The organism is Flavobacterium limnophilum (genome assembly GCF_027111315.2).
Taxonomy (GTDB): Bacteria; Bacteroidota; Bacteroidia; order Flavobacteriales; family Flavobacteriaceae; genus Flavobacterium; species Flavobacterium limnophilum.
This window is the reverse complement of sequence record NZ_CP114289.2, coordinates 3,074,186-3,092,808: the sequence shown is the minus strand read 5'-3', so window position 1 is coordinate 3,092,808 and position 18,623 is coordinate 3,074,186. Positions and strand designations below refer to the sequence as shown.

Here is an 18,623-nt window from a genome sequence, read left to right as displayed (position 1 = left end):
AATTATTATGTCACACGAACACGTATCTAATACAAAAAGAATTTGGACGGTTTTTGGAATTTTATCCGTTATAACAATTGTTGAGGTAATTTTCGGGATTATAAAACCGGAGTCTTTACACATGACTAATTTCTTGGGCTTGAATTTGCTAAACTGGTTATTCATCATTTTAACATTGGTAAAAGCTTATTATATTGTGTATGCCTTTATGCATATGGAAGGCGAGAAAGCAGTATTGAGAAATTCGGTAATATGGCCGTTAATCTTTTTGGTGGTTTATCTGCTTTTTATTCTTTTGACGGAAGCACATTATATATTTGGGGTTTTTAAAGATAGCACGATTAAGTGGAATTTTTAACAAAATATTAATTCAATAAAAAGGGTGCGCATTGCGTGCCTTTTTTTATTTTTGCATATTATACTTTGGCACAATCATGAAATGAGCATAGCCGAAATTTGCTTTAAAAACGAAAGGGAATATGCGAATTACATATGACCGATAAAAAGCAATAAATATAAACATATGAAAAAAAATATTGTTCTCTTCGTTCTTTTTGTTTTGCCTATTGTTGCCTATCTTTTTTTTGCATCGGGCGTAAATGGCTTTACCACATTGCCTGTCATTACTCCAAAAACTGCTGATTTTGGTAATTGGAAATCCTTGGACAACCAAAAAATAAGTTTGAATAACAAAATAACGATTCTAGGCTTTTCAGGTTCGAATATTTTGGAGAACAGGGGGAATTTTTTTAATCTCAACCAAAAAATCTACCAACGCTACCATACTTTCAAGGATTTGCAATTTGTGGTTATTTGTCCTTTGGGAACCGAGAAGGAGGCCAAAAGTATTGTTGATGCTTTGGCGGCATTCACTGATGTTAGACAATGGCATTTCGTTTTCGCTGCGCCCGAAGAAATTGCGGCCTATTACAATCAATTAAAGCTTGTCGAAAAATTGGATGCCAATTTGGGAACACCAAACGTTTATATTCTTGACAAAGAAAGAAATCTGAGAGGGAGAAAAGAGAAAAAAGGATATAAAGAGGGTTATAACACGTTCCATCCCGCCGAATTGAGCAATGAAATGCTGGATGATTTTAAAGTTATTCTATACGAATACCGTGCAGCACTCAAAAAGAACCACAATGCCACCAAACAGCTTTAATCTTTAGAAATTATGCTTAAAAACAAATCATACATCTGGATTTCTTTTGTTGTCCTGATTTTTGGAATCTTGGTGGTTCCAGAAATAGTTAACAGAATTGAAAACAACGGAATTGTAAAAGGAGATCGGTTAAACAAATTGTCCAATTCATCAAAAGTGGATGCGAATTTGCAAACAATTGGTCCTGCTCCAAAATTCGAATTGACGAACCAAGACAATGTCAAGATTACCAATGAGACCTACAAAGGGAAAGTATATGTCCTGGAATTTTTCTTTTCGACTTGTCCAACTATTTGCCCAAAAATGAACCAAAGTATGTTGGTTATTGAAAAAAAGTTCTTCGGCAATCCTAATTTTGGAATTGTTTCCATTTCCATAGATCCTGAACACGATACGTCGGCAGTCTTGAAAGCCCACAGAGAATTATTGGGTGTAAAATCCTCTAATTGGAATTTCTTGACAGGCGATAAAACGTATATTTTCGATTTGTCCAACAAAGGATTTAATCTTTATGCGGGACAAAACAGCAAAGTTAAAGGTGGTTTTGAACATTCGGGATTGTTTGCCCTGATTGACAAAAACGGCAACATACGATGCAGAAAAGATGAATTTGGAAACCCGATTTTGTATTATGACGGTTTAGAGAAAAAAGGAGTGAGAGACATTCAACAAGATATAGCAATTTTATTAAAAGAATAATGATGGAAGATAATTCGTTAGAGCAAAAATTCAACAAGTTTATAATTGTAGTATCAATTGTAATTCCAGTTGTGGTGGCACTTCTTTTTAGTGTCAAACTAAAAGATTTTGGATTCCACGTTGAACCGCTTTCCTTTCTTCCACCTATTTATGCAACCATAAACGGGATTACTGCCGTTGTTTTGATTGCTGGAGTATTAGCCATTAAAAACGGTAAAAGGAAATTGCATAAACAATTAATGACAACTGCAATTGCTCTTTCGGTAGCTTTTTTGGTAATGTATGTTGCTTATCACATGACTTCTGAATCCACGAAATTTGGTGGCGAAGGAATGATTAGAAATGTATATTTCTTTATTTTAATATCGCACATCCTTTTGTCCATCGCCGTTATTCCGCTGGTTTTGATTACTTATGTTCGCGCCTTGGCAGAAAGATTTGATAAACACAAAAAAATAGCCAAAATTACCTTCCCAATTTGGTTGTATGTTGCCATTACCGGTGTAGTGGTTTATTTAATGATTGCGCCTTATTATGTTTACTAAAGTTAGAAGTCAGAAGTCAGAAGTTAGAAGTGGGAAGTTGGAAGTGGGAAGTAAAAGGAAAGTAAAGAGTCTTTCTTCTTTGCTCTTTGTTCTTTGTTCTTTGTTCTTTTCGCTGTCGGCAAACGCCCAATGTGCCATGTGTCGTGCCGCTTTGGAAACCGAAGGAAATGCCGTGAAGTCACAAGCCGTAAATGACGGTATCGTTTATTTGATGGTCATTCCTTATTTGTTAGTTGCTGGAATTGGTTATTATATTTATCGAATGAGAAAAAAGAAAAAGCAGGAATAGCAATTCGATTTTAATCTGCAGTCTGTAACCTGCCATCTGAATTCTACTTTATCCCATCCACCGAAACATTGACTGTTCCGGTTATTTTTATAAAAGCAATGATGGCTTTGTTTGTCAATTGAATTTTGTCGAATTGAATATCTTCCATTTTGCCGTTGACAAAGACTCCGGGCATTGGTGAATAATTTTTTAAATAAGCAGCCATGTTCTGTTTTCCTTCCTCCAAATTAGGAACTATGGAATAGCGGCAACTCTCCTGAATTTTTCTTAAAACTAGTCCTTGTGCCAGCCAGTTGGCAGTTCGCATCAATTTATTCTTGGTGTCCAAGGCATAATCTAATTTGTCGAAATAGACTTCTTTTGTTTGTTGGTTGTATTGAGGAAATCCAGTTAAATATATCGTTCCATTTACCGTTCCCAGAAGGTCTAAAGCGATGACCATCTTGTTGTTTTTATGCCAAATTCCGACATTTTGCACGGTTACTTTTTTGCTGCCGGAACCAAATTCCTGTCCGGCAAAATTCTTGGTCATTATTTTGGAAGCGTCTGCATAAGTAGAAACCGCGGCAATATTTGCAGTAATTTGGTTTGGGATTTTAGTTACCGGTTTCAGGACAATTTTTGACGCATCAAATTTTGATTCCGGTTTGTTTCCTATCAAAGTTTCCATCATGCATTTCATTCCCATTTCCATCAAAAAAGTGTCGTTTTTGAGTTTGGCATTGGTCGAATAAATTTCAACAGGAATAATTCGAAGCCAACTTTCATAAGCTTCACTCATTTGAAACGGTGTGCATATTTTATCCAAAGCCGCCAAAACATTGGGCTTGAAATCCATCGATTTTTCTATCGCTGCATCAATTTTCTTTTCGATTTTAGACCTAAAAAGCTTCACGGCAGGATTGATGAGATAGGTAACGGGAGCATTTTTTCCAAAAACAACCATTGTTGGGCTTTCGTTCCAGTCCAAGGATTTTAGTTCAGTTTTGGTTACGAGTTTCCAATTGGTCAAGCCCACGTCGCTGACGAGTGTTACCAATCCGTTTAGGTTAAACTCTTTGGTGTTGTACAATTCAACGCCCATGGTTTTTGTGCCAATTCTATATTTGACCAACGCTTTTAACGGCAATACCGTTTTTATTTTTCCGGTCGTACTTTCTTTGTCACTTTCGATGGTTATTGGAGCCAATTTCCAAATTTTCATCTCGATATTGTCGTCTTCGATGTTGTTGTCTTCATAAATCAAACCATTCAAGAGTGCATTGGTTTGATTTTCAATGTCCTTGATTTTTATGCTAATGGGTAAATTGATGAAAGAAGCCGTGTTTTCATAAACCAAGGGGTCGGCATTGTCTGGTTCTGGTTTTAATGCCGCTATTTTATTGGATGTGGAACAGCTTGAAATCAAGAAAATCATTAGAAAAACAACTAGGACGGAAAGGTATTTCATCATTTTATTTTAGGTTGACACAACAAAATTAACAAAAGAAATATATTTTAGGATAAAGCTGTAACATTTTCAATCGAAATAAGTCTTATTCACTTATACATGAAACGGTATTAACATTTCGTTATTACAATTTCTTTCGCAGAATAATTAATATTGTTTTCTAATTCAGGTAGATATGATTGAAATTAAAGATTTACACAAATCCTATAAAATGGGTAATTCCGAATTGCACGTGCTGAAAGGAATCAATTTCAATATCAAGGAAGGCGAATTGGTGGCCATTATGGGGTCGTCAGGTTCCGGAAAATCTACCTTATTAAATATTCTCGGAATTCTTGACGAAGCCGATTCGGGCGATTATGTTTTGGACAGTGTTCCCATTAAAAAACTCAATGAAACCATCGCTTCCAGATACCGAAACCAATTTCTGGGTTTTGTCTTCCAATCCTTCAATTTGATCAATTATAAAACGGCCTTGGATAATGTGGCAATGCCTTTGTATTACCAAGGAATTAAACGGAAAGAACGTACCGAAATCGCGATGCGTTATCTTGAAAAGGTGGGCTTGGCATCGCATTCGCACCATTTGCCCAACGAACTTTCCGGCGGACAAAAACAACGTGTGGCCATCGCCAGGGCATTGGCTTCGAACCCAAAAGTGTTGCTGGCCGATGAGCCAACGGGAGCTTTGGACACCGTGACTTCTTATGAAGTGATGGAACTCATTCAAGGAATAAACGACGAAGGAAAAACGATTTTGATCGTAACCCACGAGCCCGATATTGCCGCCATGTGCAAAAGAAACGTGGTCCTGAAAGATGGAGTAATCATCGATGATAAATTAGTGGAACAAGTAAGGGCTTCATCTTATGTTTAATGTAGAACGCTGGCAGGAAATATTCGAGGCTATCGCCAAAAACAAAATGAGAACCTTTCTCACGGGAATTTCCGTGGCTTCGGGGATTTTTATTTTGGTCATTCTCTTGGGGGCCGGAAAAGGGCTCGAAAACGGAATTGCCAAACAGTTCGAAAGAGATGCCGAGGGAATCATCGAGGTTTGGTCAGGAACGACAACCAAAGAATACAAAGGATTGAATCCCGGCAGACAAATCCAGTTTAGAGATAGCGATTACAAGCTTTCATTACAGAAATTCGGGGATCAATTAGAAAAAAAAGCTTCTACCTATAATCAATGGAATGGAGCGGTGGTTTACGGAAAAGAGACTGGAAATTATCAATATCGCGGTGTCAATCCAGATTATCAAGCCATAGAGAATGCGACCATGGTGGAAGGAAGATTCATCAACGAGAACGATTTGAAAAACAATGAAAAAGTAGGTGTAATTGGTCAAAAAATTAAGATGGATATATTTAAAGGCAAAAGCCCATTGGGTGAGCTAATTTCCATCAACGGAATAAATTTTAAGGTAGTCGGTGTTTTTACGGATCCTTCCGGCGAAAGAGAAGAAACCAGAATTTATCTGCCACTGACAACTACTCAAAAAACCTATGGTGCGGGAGACAAGATCAGTAATTTGTTTTACACCTTGCATAAAAAAGCCACTTATGACGAAGCATTGGCACAATCAAACAAGTTTTCGAAAGAATTAGAACAGTTGTTGAAAAGCAAGAATGTCATTGCGCCAGATGATACTGGCGGAGTTGGTGTTCATAATTCGGTTGAGGATGCCAAGAAATTTTATGATTTGAACCTTTACATCCGATTGTTTTTTTGGTGGGTGGGAATTTGTACCATCATTGCCGGTGTGGTTGGCGTAAGCAATATTATGTTGATTATTGTCAAAGAACGAACCAAGGAAATTGGCATTCGAAAAGCCTTGGGAGCTTCACCGATTTCCATTATCGGAATGATATTGCACGAGTCCATTTTCATAACGACCATCGCAGGTTTTGTGGGGCTTTTGTCTAGTTTATTGCTTTTGGAATTCGTTGGACCTTACGTTCAAAGTGAATATTTTTTGAATCCGGAAGTCGATTTTAGCATTGCCTTGACAACGCTTGCATTATTAGTGTTTGCAGGCGCTTTGGCAGGTTTTTTCCCGGCTTATCACGCTGCCAAAATAAAACCCATTGTAGCACTTAGAGACGAATAATTATGTTTGATAGAGACAATTGGAACGAAATCTTAGAGGCGCTTACCGCCAATACCTTCAGGACGATATTGACCGCTTTTGGAGTGTTTTGGGGAATTTTTATATTGGTTATCCTTCTTGCCGCAGGAAACGGGTTGGAAAATGGAGTTAAAAAAGGCTTTTCCGGCATAGCGACCAACACCATGTTTATGTGGACCCAAACCACTTCAAAACCGTATAAAGGACTACCGCAAACCCGACAATTTGACTTCAAAAACAGTGATGTCGATGCTTTGAAGCAAAATTTCCCAGACTTATTGTATGTTTCTCCCCGCAATCAATTGGGCGGTTATGAAGGAGCAAATAATGTTATTCGAGGCACTAAAACCGCTGCATACACCATTTATGGCGATTATCCAGAATTGATAAAACAGGAATCAATGGATATTACAAAAGGGCGATTTGTAAATCAACAAGACATTCTGTTGAAGCGAAAGGTTGCCGTTATTGGTCAAGGTGTAATCAAGGAGTTGTATGCCGTGAATGAAGAGGTACTTGGAACGTATGTCAAAGTCAACGGGGTAAATTTTATGGTGGTTGGGGTTTACAATTCAAAATCCAGAAATAACGGCAATGCAGAGTCGGCCCAGAAAAATATTTTTGTCCCGTTTACCACTTTTCAGCAGGCTTTCAATTATGGCGACACCGTAGGTTGGATGGCTCTTACGGCAAATGACGATGCGTCTATCACGAAGCTAAAACCAAAGATCTTGGATTTTATGAAAGCCAGACATTCCATTCATCCCCAAGATGAAAGAGCGATTGGAAAGTTTGACTTGTTTGAAGAATTCAGCAAAGTGCAAGACTTGTTTTCCATCCTTAAATTCATCGCTTATTTTGTAGGAACATTGGTCTTGATTTCTGGAGTAATAGGAATTTCAAACATTATGTTGATAGTTGTAAAGGAAAGAACCAAGGAAATCGGAATCCGAAGAGCTTTGGGAGCAACTCCCGGAGCCATTCGATCGCAAATATTGTTGGAATCCATCTTTTTGACCATCACTGCAGGAATGTTGGGCATTGCAACGGCAACGGGAATTTTGGCTCTACTCAACAAGGTTTTAGATTCCATGCCCAGTGAAGACATGATGTTTGCCAATCCAAGCGTTGATTTGTCGGTGGTGTTTTTTGCCTTAATCATATTAGTTGGCTCGGGATTATTGGCAGGATTTATTCCTGCCCAAACGGCCATAAAAGTGAAACCAGTTGACGCATTACGAACAGAATAAAAATATCAATCAATTATAATCGAATTAAACAAAGATCAAAATGAAAAAAGGAGTAACCATAACAATTTTAGTTTTTATAGCACTGATTTTTTTCGGAGCCTTGTATTATTTGTATGCCAAAAATCAGGAACCGCCAGTTGTTTTTGTAACGGAAAAAACGGAAATTAAAACAATTGTCAAAAATACCATAGCTACCGGTAATATTGTTCCGGACGAAGAAGTATTGATCAAGCCCAATATTTCCGGAATTATCGAAGCTGTGTACATCAAGGCCGGCGAAACCATCAAGGCGGGAGATTTGATTGCCAAAATAAAAGTAGTGGCCAATGTTTCGAATTTGAGCAATACTCAAAATCAGGTGCAAACGGCCAAGATTAACTTGGACAACCAAGAGAAATTGTTCCAAAGACAAAAAACCTTGTTCGACAAAGGCGTGATTTCTGCCAATGATTTTGATGCGGCACAATTGGCCTACAAACAAGCCAAACAAAATTATGCGGCTTCCAAACAAGGCTACGATATCGTGAAAACAGGTACCACTTCCGGTCTTGGAAGTTATGCCAACACTTTAATTCGTTCGACGGTAAATGGAATGGTGCTTGACGTTCCGGTAAAAGTCGGTAACCAGGTTATTGAAAGTAATAATTTCAACGAAGGAACCACCATTGCCAGTGTTGCCGACGTGGGTCGAATGATTTTCGTTGGAAAAATTGACGAATCCGAAGTGGGGAAAATTAAAGAAAACTTGCCAATCGAAATCACGGTTGGAGCCATTGAAAACAAAAAATTTGATGCCGTTTTAACCTATATAGCTCCAAAAGGAAAAACTGAAAACGGCGCCATTCAATTTGAAATAAAAGCTTCGCTAACCAATAGGGACGATACTTTTATCCGTGCAGGATTGAGTGCCAATGCCTCGATTATTTTGGAAAAAGCCGATAAAGTGATGGCCATAAAAGAATCGTTGATACAATTTGACGGAAAGACCCAAAAGCCTTACGTGGAAGTGGAAACCACAAGTCAAAAATTCGTCAGGAAAGATCTTGTTCTTGGCGTAAGCGACGGAATTTATGTGGAAATCAAAAGCGGAATCAAGGCTTCAGACAAAATAAAAGTGTGGAATCAAGGCTTGAAAACAGAAGAGCCAAAACCATAAGTTTATCCCGAAAAGAATTTCAGTTTTAAAATAAATGTTAAATATGTGTAGTATCTTTGCTACGCTTTCATTCAAAATATATGAAAAAAATTAATTGTTTCCCACTCCTATTTATCCTGCTGTTTGGTTTGTCGATTCAGGCACAAACTAAAAAATGGACTTTAGAAGAATGCGTAAAATATGCCATTGACAACAATATTTCCATCAAGCAGACCGAACTGGACACCAAAACGGCTGACATTGACAAAAAAGGAGCCATCGGAAATTTTATCCCTTCCTTGAATTCCAATGCTTCCCACTCCTGGAACGTGGGTTTAAACCAAGATCCAACCACTGGACTTTTGCGAAATCAAACTACCCAATATTCCTCAATTGGAGCTGGGCTTGGCGTTGATATTTACAAAGGGATGCAGAATCAAAATACCCTTCGAAAAGCGAATCTTTCCATTCTTGCCGCAAAGTATCAATTGACCAAAATGCAGGAAGATGTGGCTTTAAACGTTGCCAATGCCTTCTTGCAAGTGCTTTTTAACAAAGAAAATTTGAAAGTGCAACAGGAGCAAAAAGCCATCAACGAAAAACAATTGGCTCGTTCCGAAGAATTGGTGAAAGCAGGTTCCGTTCCAAGAGGTGATTTGTTGGATATAAAAGCAACCGTTGCTTCAGACAATCAAAGAGTCATCGCAGCCGAAAATGCCTTGTTGATTTCAAAATTATCTTTGGCCCAATTGCTACAATTAAAAGAGTTTTATGATTTTGACGTGACAGATGATACTTCGGTCAAAGACGAGAACAACATTTTGGCTCAAACTCCAATTGCTATTTACGACAAAGCAAAAGAGGAAAGAACCGAATTGAAAATTGCTAAAACCAATCTGGAAATTGCCGAAAAAAACGTGGCCATTGCCAAAGGAGGTTATCAACCAACATTGCAGGGCTTTTACAATTTCAACACCAGAATTTCATATGCGGACACTTATACTTTTGTAAATGGAGTAGCTGTAGCTCATCCCGCAGCGTCTTTTGGAGATCAATTTACCGACAACAAAGGACAGGCTTTTGGTGCACAATTGTCGATTCCAATCTTCAATGGATTTTCTGCGAGGAACAATGTGGAGCGTTCCAAAGTGAATTTGGAAAAATCGAAAATTGCGGTCGAACAAGAAGAATTAGCCTTGCAAAGAAATGTTTATACGGCTTTTACAGATGCCAAAGGCGGTTTGAATGCTTATGAATCTGCCCTGTCTGCTTTGGACGCCAGACAAGAAGCCTACAATTACGCCAAAGAAAAATACGCCGTGGGAATGATGAACTCTTTCGATTTCAACCAGTCGCAAACCTTGCTTTCCGTTGCCCAATCTGAAGTGTTGAGAACCAAATACGACTACATTTTCAAAATAAAAATACTGGAATTCTATTTTGGAATTCCAATCATAAAAATCTAATTCATCATGTCTAAAAAAACTATTTATATTTTAATTGGAGTCGCCGTTGCAATCATTGGATTATTAATTGTCCTTTCCAAAACGGGTGTCATTGGAAACAAAGACAAAGGAAAATCGGTGGAAATTGCCAATGTTGCCAATACAACAATCGTGGAAACGGTTTCGGCAACCGGAAAAATCCAACCCGAAATTGAAGTGAAAATTTCCTCTGAAGTTTCAGGAGAAATTATCGCTTTGAACGTGATAGAAGGGCAAGTCGTCAAAAAAGGCGATTTATTGGTAAAGATAAATCCTGATTTATACACTTCGGGATACAATCGTACGCTTTCCAATTTATCGGGAACCAAGGCAAATTTGAGCCAAGCCGATGCTTCTTTCAAGGAAGCCAAGGCTAATTACGACAGAAACAAAACCTTGTTCGAAAAAGGAATTATTTCCAAGTCGGATTGGGACAAATCGGTAGCTTCTTTTGAAGTGGCCAAAGCCAACAAACAATCCGCTTATTTCAATGTCCAAAGCGCTTCGGCGACCGTAAATGAGGCCAAGGACAATCTGGGGAGAACCACCATTTATGCGCCTGCCGATGGAACCATTTCGGTACTTAACGTGGAATTGGGAGAAAGAGTTTTGGGAACCCAACAAATGGCGGGAACCGAAATTCTTCGTGTGGCCAACCTCAATAATATGGAAGTGGAAGTCGACGTGAATGAAAACGACATCGTAAAAATAAAAGTGGGTAACGAAGCCAAAGTCGAAGTGGATGCTTATTTGAAAAAGCAATTCAAAGGAATTGTCACCAGTATTTCCAATTCGGCGAGTTCGACTTTATCGGCCGATCAAGTGACTAATTTCAAGGTAAAAGTTAGAATCTTGAAAGAATCCTACCAAGATTTATTGGAGGGAAAACCAGCAACTTATTCTCCTTTCAGACCGGGAATGACGGCGACTGTTGACATCATTACCAAAACTAGAGCGAATGTTTTGGCCGTGCCAATTAGTTCTGTAGTCGTAAAATCAGACACGACAGCCGTAAAAGGATTTAAAGTGGAAGATGAGAACGAGAAAAAAGTAGCGCCCAAAAGCGAAAAGAAACTGGAATGTGTTTTTGTGAAAGTGGGCGATAAAGCCAAAATTCGCGTCATCAAAACAGGAATTCAAGACGATACCAATATCGAAGTGCTTTCCGGGCTCAAAAAAGGAGACGTAGTCATCACCGGACCTTATTCAACGGTTTCAAAGGATTTGAATTCCGGCGATAAAGTAACGTTGGAAAAAACGGAAGATAAGAAGTAATAGTTATTTGTAATTTATAACTTTGCAGAAATTATGAACGAGCTTGTCATTTGACGAAGGAGGAATCTCATTGCGGGATTCCTCCTTTTTCGGAATGATAATTTGGAGAGTAAAAATCGTAGAATTCAAATCCTAATCCAAGATTCATTTTGTCTTATATTTTAAACATCGAAACCGCTACCAAGAATTGTTCCGTTGCCTTGGCAAAGGAAGGAAAAACAATTTTATGCAAAGAAATTGCTGAAGAAGGTTATTCCCACGCTGAACGTTTGCACGTTTTTATGGAAGAAATCATCAAGGAAGCAGGTCTCACTTTTCAAGATATATCGGCGATTGCCGTGAGTCAAGGGCCGGGTTCTTACACAGGATTGCGCATCGGTGTTTCTGCCGCCAAAGGATTGTGTTACGCCTTGGGTGTTCCCTTGATTGCCGTGGATACATTGCAAGTTTTGGCGTCGCAAGCCAAGGTTTCCAATGGATTGATAATTCCGATGCTCGATGCCCGAAGAATGGAAGTGTACAGTGCCATTTTTACTCCAAATTTCGAAAACAAAAGAACTGTTCAAGCCGAAATCATCACCGAAAACTCTTTTGAAGATTTAAAGGAAACTCTTTACTTTGTGGGTGATTGTGCCGAGAAATGCAAACCGGTTTTAACTAAGGAAAACTTCATTTTCTTGGAAGAAATTAAATACCCATCTGCAAAAGAAATGAGCTTGCTGAGTTTCGAAAAATACAAAAAAAACCACACCGTGGATGTCGCTTATTTTGAACCTTATTATTTGAAGGATTTTATGATTACCAGTTCGAAGAAATAATTGTTTATCTTTGTTTTAAATAATTTTTAAATCCTTTATTATGAACGCTATCCGACAATTTATAGAAGTAAAAAACAACTCATTTCAAGTTGTGCTTCCCGAGGGTTTTACCGCCAGTCGTGTTGAAGTAATTATTTTGCCTTCGGAGATAGAAGATGATATTCCGCAATGGCAAAAAGATATTGTTTTGGAGCGAGTAGCAGCTATTAAACAAAATCCCGAGTTGTTAATTGATGAAGAGCAATTTTGGAAAGACATAGAAGATGCGAGCTAAAATTAAGTACGCTATTTTTGTCAAAGAAGATATTTTAGAATCCGTAAATTGGTACAATCAAGCTCAAAAAGGGTTAGGGCTTAGGTTTTTAAAAGAGGTAAAAGAAAAAATAAATTACATCGCTGAAAATCCTGAAAAGATTCAAGTAAGGTATCAAGATGTTCAAATAGCAGTTGTTAAAACATTTCCATACACAGTTCATTTCCGTTTTCTAAAAGAAGAAAACACGTTATGGATTTTAGGAGTATTTCACACCTCGATAAATCCTGACAAATGGACAAAACGATTATAATTCGCCAATAGCCGAGCAATGCTCGGTTTTTTTATGCATTGTTTCGTTTGTTTGAAGAAGAGGTGTTCTGGGTTTTAAAAGACATAGCAAAACTATCGACATACGCGGATGTCGATGGTTTTGTTGTCAAAAAGAGTTGTAGTTAAAGTTGATTTATTCTTGCTATTGTCACGCTGGAAGCGTCTAGATTTTCTTGCTCTCGTGCTCTGGGACGCTTCCAACGTGACAAATGGAGTAGTTCAAATTGAAAGTACTTAAAGGAAATTGTTTAGCTATTCCTCGAAACCTCTTTCAAAAAAGGTTGAATCACGATTCCAGCTGCATCAAAAGCTATTTTACAACTTTCCAAAGTATCCGAACTAACAGCTCCAAAATCGGCATTGTTTGCCCAAGGTCTTACGGCCAGTTGAATCGAGCTGTCAGTCAAAAGCTTTACGGAAACTTCGGCTTCGGGCGTTTTCAATACTTTTGGGTTTTTGTTCAAAACTTCGGTAATGAGGTCTTTGGCTTTTTTTATGTCGGTGTCGTAAGAAATTGAAAGTGTCAAATCGGCTCTTCGAAATCCTTGCAAGGAATAATTGATAATCGTTCCGTTCGACAACGAACCGTTTGGGACAAAAATAGTTTGGTTGTTGCCATTGATTAATTTGGTCACGAATATTTGGATTTCGCTTACGGTTCCTGAAACTCCCATTGCCTCGATGGTGTCACCCACTTTGAACGGTTTGAACAAAATGATTAACATTCCTCCCGCAAAATTAGACAGCGAACCTTGAAGCGACAAACCCACGGCAAGTCCCATTGCACCCAGAATAGCTACAAATGAAGAGGTTTCGATTCCCAATTTTGAAATGAAAGTCACGAACAACAACACTCTCAAAGCCCAAAGGAAAAAGTCGGAAAGAAAGTTGGTCAAAGTGGGGTCTAATTCCCTTTTTACCATTATTTTTCGGATGAGCCTGCTGATGATTCGGATTGCATAAATTCCCACAAACAGAATCAGGAAGGCGGAAATTAGTTTTGGTGAATAATCGATTAAAACTTTGAGGAAAGTTTCGGCGTAATTGGTAACGTTTTCGGTATTGAGTGTCATTTTAATGGAATAAAAAATAAATGTTGTTTTAAATTAAATCAGAAACTATTTTCTGGAAATCATGGCTTGGTGCTTGACAAGTCTTGTTTTGGCAAACGTAAAAAAGGGTTTGACCAGCAACAAATCGATCTTTGAAGAAAGGTAGATTCGAAACTTTTTCCGTGCCCGCAAGAATTACATTTGGAAGATACAGGCCGTTTATCTTGCTGCAGTATTCCAATGCCGTTTCGCCACAAATCGCCAATTCCTTGTTTTGCTCGGAATAATTCAATGCCAAATCCAGCCAATTGGAATAAGCTGATGGATAGCTAATGGTTGGAAAAATATTTTGCAACATTCGTTGTGCCACTTTTTCGTAATACGAATTTTCAAAATAAAGTCCCAGCTGGAACAAGTTTTTCCCCATCACCGAATTGGAGGCCGGAATCACGTTGTCTTCGGTTTCGTAATGTGAGGTGATCAGGGCTTCATCCAGATTGGAAGTAAAGGCGAAAAATCCCGTTTTCGGGTCATAAAAATGCTCCAGACTATAATCCGTCAATTTTTTGGCATCACGCAGCCATTTTTCGTCGAAAGTCACTTCATACAGACTGATAAAGGCGGAAATTACCCAACTGTAATCTTCTAAATAGCCGTTGATGGTGCTTTTTTGGTTTTTGTAATTGTGGAATAAATTCCCGTCACCCGACCAAAGATTTTTGATGATGAAGTTGGCATTTTGCAAAGCCAATTCTAAATATTTGGGTTCTTCCAAAGCCTTGTAGGCATCAACAAATCCTTTGAGCATTATAGCGTTCCAGGAAGTCAGGCATTTGTCGTCCAATCTTGGTTTGGAACGTTTCTCTCTTTCGATATATAATTTTTGCTCCCAATTTTTTTTCTTGTTTTTCAATATGGAAACTGCAATGGCATTCTGTTTTGCAATTTCATCCAAGCTTTGATTTTGAATCAGGACATAATTTCCGTCTTCCCACAATCCAAATGTGTTGATATTGAATACTTGGCTGAACAACTCGAAATCGTCGCCGATAATCGTCTTTAATTCGGGAATTTTCCAAACATAAAAAGCGCCTTCCTCCAGATGGTTTTCCTCATTTAAACTATCGGCATCGAGGGCGCAATAAAAACCGCCTTCGGTATTCATTAATTCTCTTTCGACGAAAGAAAGTGTTTTTTCGATAACTTCTTTGTACAAAGGATTTCCGGTCAATTTGTAGGCATCACTGTATAGTGAAACCAATTGTCCGTTGTCGTACAGCATTTTTTCGAAATGGGGAACGTGCCATTTGTTGTCCACCGAATAACGGGAGAATGCTCCGTCAACAATGTCGAAAATCCCTCCGAAAGCCATTCTGGTCAAAGTGAGGTTTACGAATTCAAGTAGTTGGTTGTCTTTTTTTTGGTAGGCAAAACGCATCAAAAAATGATAGTTGTTGGGCATCATGAATTTGGGAGCACTCGCCATTCCGCCAAAATCCCAATCGAAATATTCTCCCCATTTTTCGACCAAAGCAGTAATTTGGTCTTGATTAATGGACGTTTCCTTGTTCTCGTTTGGAGTAATCCCGACAGATTGAATGCCTTGATGCAGTTTTTCGGCGTAGTCCAACATTTTTTCGGGAGCGGATTGATAAATTTCCTGCAATTGACCAAGTGTTTGCATCCATTCTTCTTTCCTGAAATAGGTTCCGCCCCAAACCGGTCTTCCGTCGGGAAGCGTGACCACATTCAACGGCCAACCACCGCGACGAATCATGATTTGGATGGCTTTCATATAAACCGCATCCACATCCGGTCGTTCTTCACGATCGACTTTGATGTTGACAAAATGCGCATTCATAACATCGGCGACTTCTTGGTCTTCGAAACTTTCGTGTTCCATGACGTGACACCAATGACAAGCCGAATAACCGATGCTTATGATAATCAGCTTGTTGTTTTCTTTGGCTTCGGCCAATGAATTTTCGTTCCAAGCTTTCCAATGCACTGGATTATTGGCGTGTTGCAATAAATACGGGCTGGTTTCTTGTGAAAGTTGGTTCATATATTTTTGTGTTCAGTAATCGGTGTTCAGTTTGCAGCAACTGATTACTGAACACTAAATATACTATGATTAGGCATTTACTGCTTCCACTGTTATGGCATCGTCGTTGAGCATGCTTTTCAACATATTTTCGATACCACTTTTTAGCGTGAATGTCGAGGATGGACAACCGCTGCAAGCTCCTTGAAGGATCACTTTTGCCGTTTTGGTTGTTTCGTCATACGATTCGAAGGCAATATTTCCACCATCGGCTTGAACGGCAGGTTTTACATATTCTTCCAGTATGTTGATGATTTGCTGTGAAGTAACATCCAGATTGTCGAAGTTTTCGGTTTTGGTGTTTTCTAGCTCTTTGTGGGCAACAATCAAACTTTCGTCGAGGACAGTTCCTCCGTTTTCGATATATTGTTTGATGAACGTTCTCAGTTCCAAGGTGATTTCTTGCCAATCATTGATTTCGTATTTGGTCACTGAAATGTAATTTTCATCCATAAAAATTTCTTTTACGTAAGGAAATTTGAATAGTTCTTGTGCCAATGGAGAAGAAGCTGTTTCGTCTATATTTTTGAATTCAACCGGGGTTTTGGTCAGCATTCTGCTTACCACAAATTTTAGGGCTGCCGGATTCGGAGTGGTTTCTCCATAAACGGTAATCGGTTGTTTTTGTGTTTTATTTTCTGATGGCGTAATAATTGTTCCGCCATTGGCCACAAACAATTCTATTTGTTCTGCCACGGCATCTTTTACATCGTCCCAATCCACGATGCTGAATCTTTCGATTGCGATGAAATTCCCCGAAATATAAACGGTTTTCACGAATGGCAAGTAGAATAATTGTTGTGCCAAAGGAGAATTCTTGGTTTCGTCAATATTTTTGAACTCGAAACTTTCGTTTTGGGTAATAAAATCTTCGAATTCAAATTTTAAAATACTTGGGTTTTGTGTTTCTTTTATTGTTAATTTTGACATGATGCTTTTAATTTTTTACAAATTTAACGAAGTTATTTTCTACTAATAACTATATTTGATTTTTTAAAGAATAAATTAACTTTAATGGCGTTTTAAATCGGATATTTATTCCTTCTTTACGTCGTTAAATTGATGTCCAAGTACCATAATATAACACTTTTTGAATGTATCATAAAATCAAGTTTTTCATAGTACTTTTTCTGGTTAGCCTATATTCTTTTTCGCAAGAAGGAATTGCGGTTTATTCGGATTATTTATCGGATAATTATTATTTAATTCATCCTTCGATGGCTGGTGCGGCAAACTGTGACAAAATTAGGCTCACTGCTCGAAAACAGTGGTTTGATCAAACTGATGCTCCTGCGCTCCAAACGGTAAGTTACAACGGCAGGGTGGGCGAGAGATCTGGTGTGGGTGTTATTCTCTTTAATGATAAAAATGGATATCATTCGCAAAAAGGGATGAAGTTGACTTATGCGCATCATCTTATGTTTTCAAGGGACGAGATTGATTTGAACCAATTGTCTTTTGGTGTAAGTGCCGATTTTTTCAAAAGCGAACTCGATGAAACCGAATTTTTGCAATCAGGAGATTGGGATCCGATTATTAACGGAACCATTGTCCAAAAAGACGCTTATTTTAATCTTGATATTGGTGCTTCCTATAATTATTTGGATTTTTACGCCCATTTAACAGTGAAAAACGCCATTGAAACAAGGAGGGATATTTATACGGAATATGAAAGTGACAATTTGAGAAAACTTTTATTTAGTGCTGGTTATGTTTTTGGGGATAAGGACAGGATATTATGGGAACCTTCCATTCTATTCCAATTGGTGGATAAAACCAAGGAAAAAGCAATAGACATTAACATGAAAGCCTACAAGAGTTTTGATTTTGGAAGGCTTTGGGGCGCTTTGTCTTATCGCAGAAGTTTTGACGGTGCCGAATACCTTAGCGGAAGTGGAGTTTCTTCTCAAAAGTTGCAATACATAACACCAATTATAGGAATAAATTACAATAAATTTATGTTTGCTTATACGTATTCGCATCTTACCGGAGACGTGAAATTTGATTCGGCTGGTTTCCATCAAATTACTTTGGGAATCGATTTGTTTTGCAAGCGTGAAAAATACGAATGTAAATGTCCTGCCATTAATTAGAAATACTTATAAAACATTTCTTAAATGCTGATAAAATCTGTAAACGGAAAAACTCCCAACATACCCGAAGATTGTTATGTGGCCGAGAATGCAACCATTGTTGGCGAAGTGACTTTTGGTCATTCTTGCAGCGTTTGGTTTAATACGGTAATCAGGGGAGATGTCAATTTTATTACCATTGGAAATAAAGTAAATATTCAAGACGGGGCCATTATTCACTGTACTTATCAAAAACATCCCACAATAATTGGCAACAATGTTTCTATTGGTCACAATGCCATGGTGCATGGTTGCGTGATTCACGATAATGTGTTGATAGGAATGGGAGCCATTGTCATGGATAATTGTATTGTCGAAAGCAATTCCATCATTGCAGCAGGAGCCGTAGTTACCCAAAACACGGTGGTTGAGTCTGGAAGTATTTATGCAGGAGTCCCCGCAAAGAAGGTAAAGGAAATCAATCAATCGGATTTTGCTGGTGAAATTGAACGCATTGCAAACAATTATGTGATGTATTCCAGTTGGTATAAAAAAGAAGAATAACTA

General features: G+C 38.3%; 20 protein-coding genes. 16 read left to right on the top strand and 4 right to left on the bottom strand.

Annotated elements, in window-relative coordinates:
• The first annotated feature begins 7 nt into the window (after positions 1-7).
• From OZP13_RS13120 to OZP13_RS13100, 5 genes are all read left to right on the top strand, one after another.
• Entirely contained in the window at positions 8-358 is a 351-nt protein-coding gene (locus tag OZP13_RS13120) for a cytochrome C oxidase subunit IV family protein (RefSeq protein ID WP_269240552.1), read from the top strand.
• Positions 359-523: 165 nt separating this feature from the next.
• Positions 524-1,165, top strand: a complete 642-nt coding sequence (locus tag OZP13_RS13115) for a hypothetical protein (protein WP_281297416.1) — start codon at positions 524-526, stop codon at positions 1,163-1,165.
• A 12-nt stretch (positions 1,166-1,177) separates the two neighbouring features.
• Entirely contained in the window at positions 1,178-1,864 is a 687-nt protein-coding gene (locus OZP13_RS13110; RefSeq protein WP_281297415.1) for an SCO family protein, read from the top strand.
• Positions 1,865-1,866: 2 nt separating this feature from the next.
• Positions 1,867-2,409, top strand: coding sequence for a DUF420 domain-containing protein (locus tag OZP13_RS13105; RefSeq protein WP_281299451.1), 543 nt, complete (start codon positions 1,867-1,869; stop codon positions 2,407-2,409).
• Entirely contained in the window at positions 2,399-2,698 is a 300-nt protein-coding gene (locus OZP13_RS13100; RefSeq protein ID WP_269240551.1) for a hypothetical protein, read from the top strand. Before OZP13_RS13105 ends, OZP13_RS13100 begins: the two co-directional genes overlap by 11 nt.
• Before the next feature lie 43 nt (positions 2,699-2,741).
• Here OZP13_RS13100 and OZP13_RS13095 read toward each other — a convergent pair whose 3' ends face one another.
• The gene (locus tag OZP13_RS13095) at positions 2,742-4,148 is read right to left on the bottom strand and encodes a DUF4403 family protein (RefSeq protein ID WP_281299450.1); all 1,407 of its coding nucleotides are present in this window, start codon (positions 4,146-4,148) and stop codon (positions 2,742-2,744) included.
• 175 nt (positions 4,149-4,323) lie between these two features.
• On the opposite strand from OZP13_RS13095, the gene OZP13_RS13090 reads away from it, so the two are divergent.
• The 9 genes from OZP13_RS13090 (at position 4,324) to OZP13_RS13050 (ending at position 12,808) form a co-directional block, all read left to right on the top strand.
• Positions 4,324-5,025, top strand: coding sequence for an ABC transporter ATP-binding protein (locus OZP13_RS13090; protein ID WP_281297414.1), 702 nt, complete (start codon positions 4,324-4,326; stop codon positions 5,023-5,025).
• Positions 5,018-6,262: an ABC transporter permease gene (locus OZP13_RS13085; RefSeq protein WP_281297413.1), complete on the top strand. Its 1,245-nt coding sequence runs from the start codon at positions 5,018-5,020 to the stop codon at positions 6,260-6,262. Before OZP13_RS13090 ends, OZP13_RS13085 begins: the two co-directional genes overlap by 8 nt.
• Before the next feature lie 2 nt (positions 6,263-6,264).
• A complete protein-coding gene (locus tag OZP13_RS13080) occupies positions 6,265-7,530 on the top strand; it encodes an ABC transporter permease (RefSeq protein WP_281297412.1) in 1,266 nt (421 codons plus the stop codon).
• A gap of 40 nt (positions 7,531-7,570) precedes the next feature.
• On the top strand, positions 7,571-8,686 hold the full coding sequence (locus OZP13_RS13075; protein ID WP_281297411.1) for an efflux RND transporter periplasmic adaptor subunit: 1,116 nt from the start codon (positions 7,571-7,573) through the stop codon (positions 8,684-8,686).
• Positions 8,687-8,766: 80 nt separating this feature from the next.
• Positions 8,767-10,131 carry a TolC family protein gene (locus OZP13_RS13070; RefSeq protein WP_281297410.1) on the top strand — a complete coding sequence of 455 codons (1,365 nt, stop codon included), beginning with the start codon at positions 8,767-8,769 and terminating at the stop codon, positions 10,129-10,131.
• A gap of 6 nt (positions 10,132-10,137) precedes the next feature.
• Positions 10,138-11,424: an efflux RND transporter periplasmic adaptor subunit gene (locus tag OZP13_RS13065; RefSeq protein WP_281297409.1), complete on the top strand. Its 1,287-nt coding sequence runs from the start codon at positions 10,138-10,140 to the stop codon at positions 11,422-11,424.
• Between the two features lie 149 nt (positions 11,425-11,573).
• Positions 11,574-12,242 carry a tRNA (adenosine(37)-N6)-threonylcarbamoyltransferase complex dimerization subunit type 1 TsaB gene (tsaB, locus tag OZP13_RS13060; protein ID WP_281297408.1) on the top strand — a complete coding sequence of 223 codons (669 nt, stop codon included), beginning with the start codon at positions 11,574-11,576 and terminating at the stop codon, positions 12,240-12,242.
• A 40-nt stretch (positions 12,243-12,282) separates the two neighbouring features.
• A complete protein-coding gene (locus OZP13_RS13055) occupies positions 12,283-12,516 on the top strand; it encodes an addiction module protein (protein ID WP_269240547.1) in 234 nt (77 codons plus the stop codon).
• Positions 12,506-12,808 (top strand): type II toxin-antitoxin system RelE/ParE family toxin, encoded by a 303-nt coding sequence (locus OZP13_RS13050; RefSeq protein ID WP_269240546.1) that lies wholly within the window; start codon positions 12,506-12,508, stop codon positions 12,806-12,808. The genes OZP13_RS13055 and OZP13_RS13050 overlap by 11 nt, the downstream gene beginning before the upstream one ends.
• Positions 12,809-13,076: 268 nt before the next feature.
• On the opposite strand, the gene OZP13_RS13045 is transcribed toward OZP13_RS13050, so the two are convergent.
• The 3 genes from OZP13_RS13045 to OZP13_RS13035 all read right to left on the bottom strand — a co-directional run bounded on the left by OZP13_RS13045 (position 13,077) and on the right by OZP13_RS13035 (position 16,914).
• Entirely contained in the window at positions 13,077-13,901 is an 825-nt protein-coding gene (locus OZP13_RS13045) for a mechanosensitive ion channel family protein (protein ID WP_269240545.1), read from the bottom strand.
• 28 nt (positions 13,902-13,929) lie between these two features.
• Complete coding sequence (locus OZP13_RS13040; RefSeq protein ID WP_281297407.1) at positions 13,930-15,945, bottom strand: thioredoxin domain-containing protein; 2,016 nt, start codon at positions 15,943-15,945, stop codon at positions 13,930-13,932.
• 69 nt (positions 15,946-16,014) lie between these two features.
• The gene (locus tag OZP13_RS13035) at positions 16,015-16,914 is read right to left on the bottom strand and encodes a NifU family protein (RefSeq protein WP_281297406.1); all 900 of its coding nucleotides are present in this window, start codon (positions 16,912-16,914) and stop codon (positions 16,015-16,017) included.
• 164 nt (positions 16,915-17,078) lie between these two features.
• On the opposite strand from OZP13_RS13035, the gene OZP13_RS13030 reads away from it, so the two are divergent.
• Together OZP13_RS13030 and OZP13_RS13025 are read left to right on the top strand one after the other, a co-directional pair.
• Positions 17,079-18,077, top strand: coding sequence for a PorP/SprF family type IX secretion system membrane protein (locus tag OZP13_RS13030; RefSeq protein WP_269240543.1), 999 nt, complete (start codon positions 17,079-17,081; stop codon positions 18,075-18,077).
• 24 nt (positions 18,078-18,101) lie between these two features.
• Entirely contained in the window at positions 18,102-18,620 is a 519-nt protein-coding gene (locus tag OZP13_RS13025) for a gamma carbonic anhydrase family protein (RefSeq protein WP_281297405.1), read from the top strand.
• Positions 18,621-18,623 lie beyond the last annotated feature (3 nt).

Excerpts from the sequence above, each read along its gene's own strand:
- OZP13_RS13120 (WP_269240552.1), top strand. The coding sequence starts at position 8 with ATGTCACACGAACACGTATCTAATACAAAAAGAATTTGGACGGTTTTT.
- OZP13_RS13115 (WP_281297416.1), top strand. The coding sequence starts at position 524 with ATGAAAAAAAATATTGTTCTCTTCGTTCTTTTTGTTTTGCCTATTGTT.
- OZP13_RS13110 (WP_281297415.1), top strand. The coding sequence starts at position 1,178 with ATGCTTAAAAACAAATCATACATCTGGATTTCTTTTGTTGTCCTGATT.
- OZP13_RS13105 (WP_281299451.1), top strand. The coding sequence starts at position 1,867 with ATGGAAGATAATTCGTTAGAGCAAAAATTCAACAAGTTTATAATTGTA.
- OZP13_RS13100 (WP_269240551.1), top strand. The coding sequence starts at position 2,399 with ATGTTTACTAAAGTTAGAAGTCAGAAGTCAGAAGTTAGAAGTGGGAAG.
- OZP13_RS13095 (WP_281299450.1), bottom strand. The coding sequence starts at position 4,148 with ATGAAATACCTTTCCGTCCTAGTTGTTTTTCTAATGATTTTCTTGATT.
- OZP13_RS13090 (WP_281297414.1), top strand. The coding sequence starts at position 4,324 with ATGATTGAAATTAAAGATTTACACAAATCCTATAAAATGGGTAATTCC.
- OZP13_RS13085 (WP_281297413.1), top strand. The coding sequence starts at position 5,018 with ATGTTTAATGTAGAACGCTGGCAGGAAATATTCGAGGCTATCGCCAAA.
- OZP13_RS13080 (WP_281297412.1), top strand. The coding sequence starts at position 6,265 with ATGTTTGATAGAGACAATTGGAACGAAATCTTAGAGGCGCTTACCGCC.
- OZP13_RS13075 (WP_281297411.1), top strand. The coding sequence starts at position 7,571 with ATGAAAAAAGGAGTAACCATAACAATTTTAGTTTTTATAGCACTGATT.
- OZP13_RS13070 (WP_281297410.1), top strand. The coding sequence starts at position 8,767 with ATGAAAAAAATTAATTGTTTCCCACTCCTATTTATCCTGCTGTTTGGT.
- OZP13_RS13065 (WP_281297409.1), top strand. The coding sequence starts at position 10,138 with ATGTCTAAAAAAACTATTTATATTTTAATTGGAGTCGCCGTTGCAATC.
- OZP13_RS13055 (WP_269240547.1), top strand. The coding sequence starts at position 12,283 with ATGAACGCTATCCGACAATTTATAGAAGTAAAAAACAACTCATTTCAA.
- OZP13_RS13050 (WP_269240546.1), top strand. The coding sequence starts at position 12,506 with ATGCGAGCTAAAATTAAGTACGCTATTTTTGTCAAAGAAGATATTTTA.
- OZP13_RS13045 (WP_269240545.1), bottom strand. The coding sequence starts at position 13,901 with ATGACACTCAATACCGAAAACGTTACCAATTACGCCGAAACTTTCCTC.
- OZP13_RS13040 (WP_281297407.1), bottom strand. The coding sequence starts at position 15,945 with ATGAACCAACTTTCACAAGAAACCAGCCCGTATTTATTGCAACACGCC.
- OZP13_RS13035 (WP_281297406.1), bottom strand. The coding sequence starts at position 16,914 with ATGTCAAAATTAACAATAAAAGAAACACAAAACCCAAGTATTTTAAAA.
- OZP13_RS13030 (WP_269240543.1), top strand. The coding sequence starts at position 17,079 with ATGTATCATAAAATCAAGTTTTTCATAGTACTTTTTCTGGTTAGCCTA.
- OZP13_RS13025 (WP_281297405.1), top strand. The coding sequence starts at position 18,102 with ATGCTGATAAAATCTGTAAACGGAAAAACTCCCAACATACCCGAAGAT.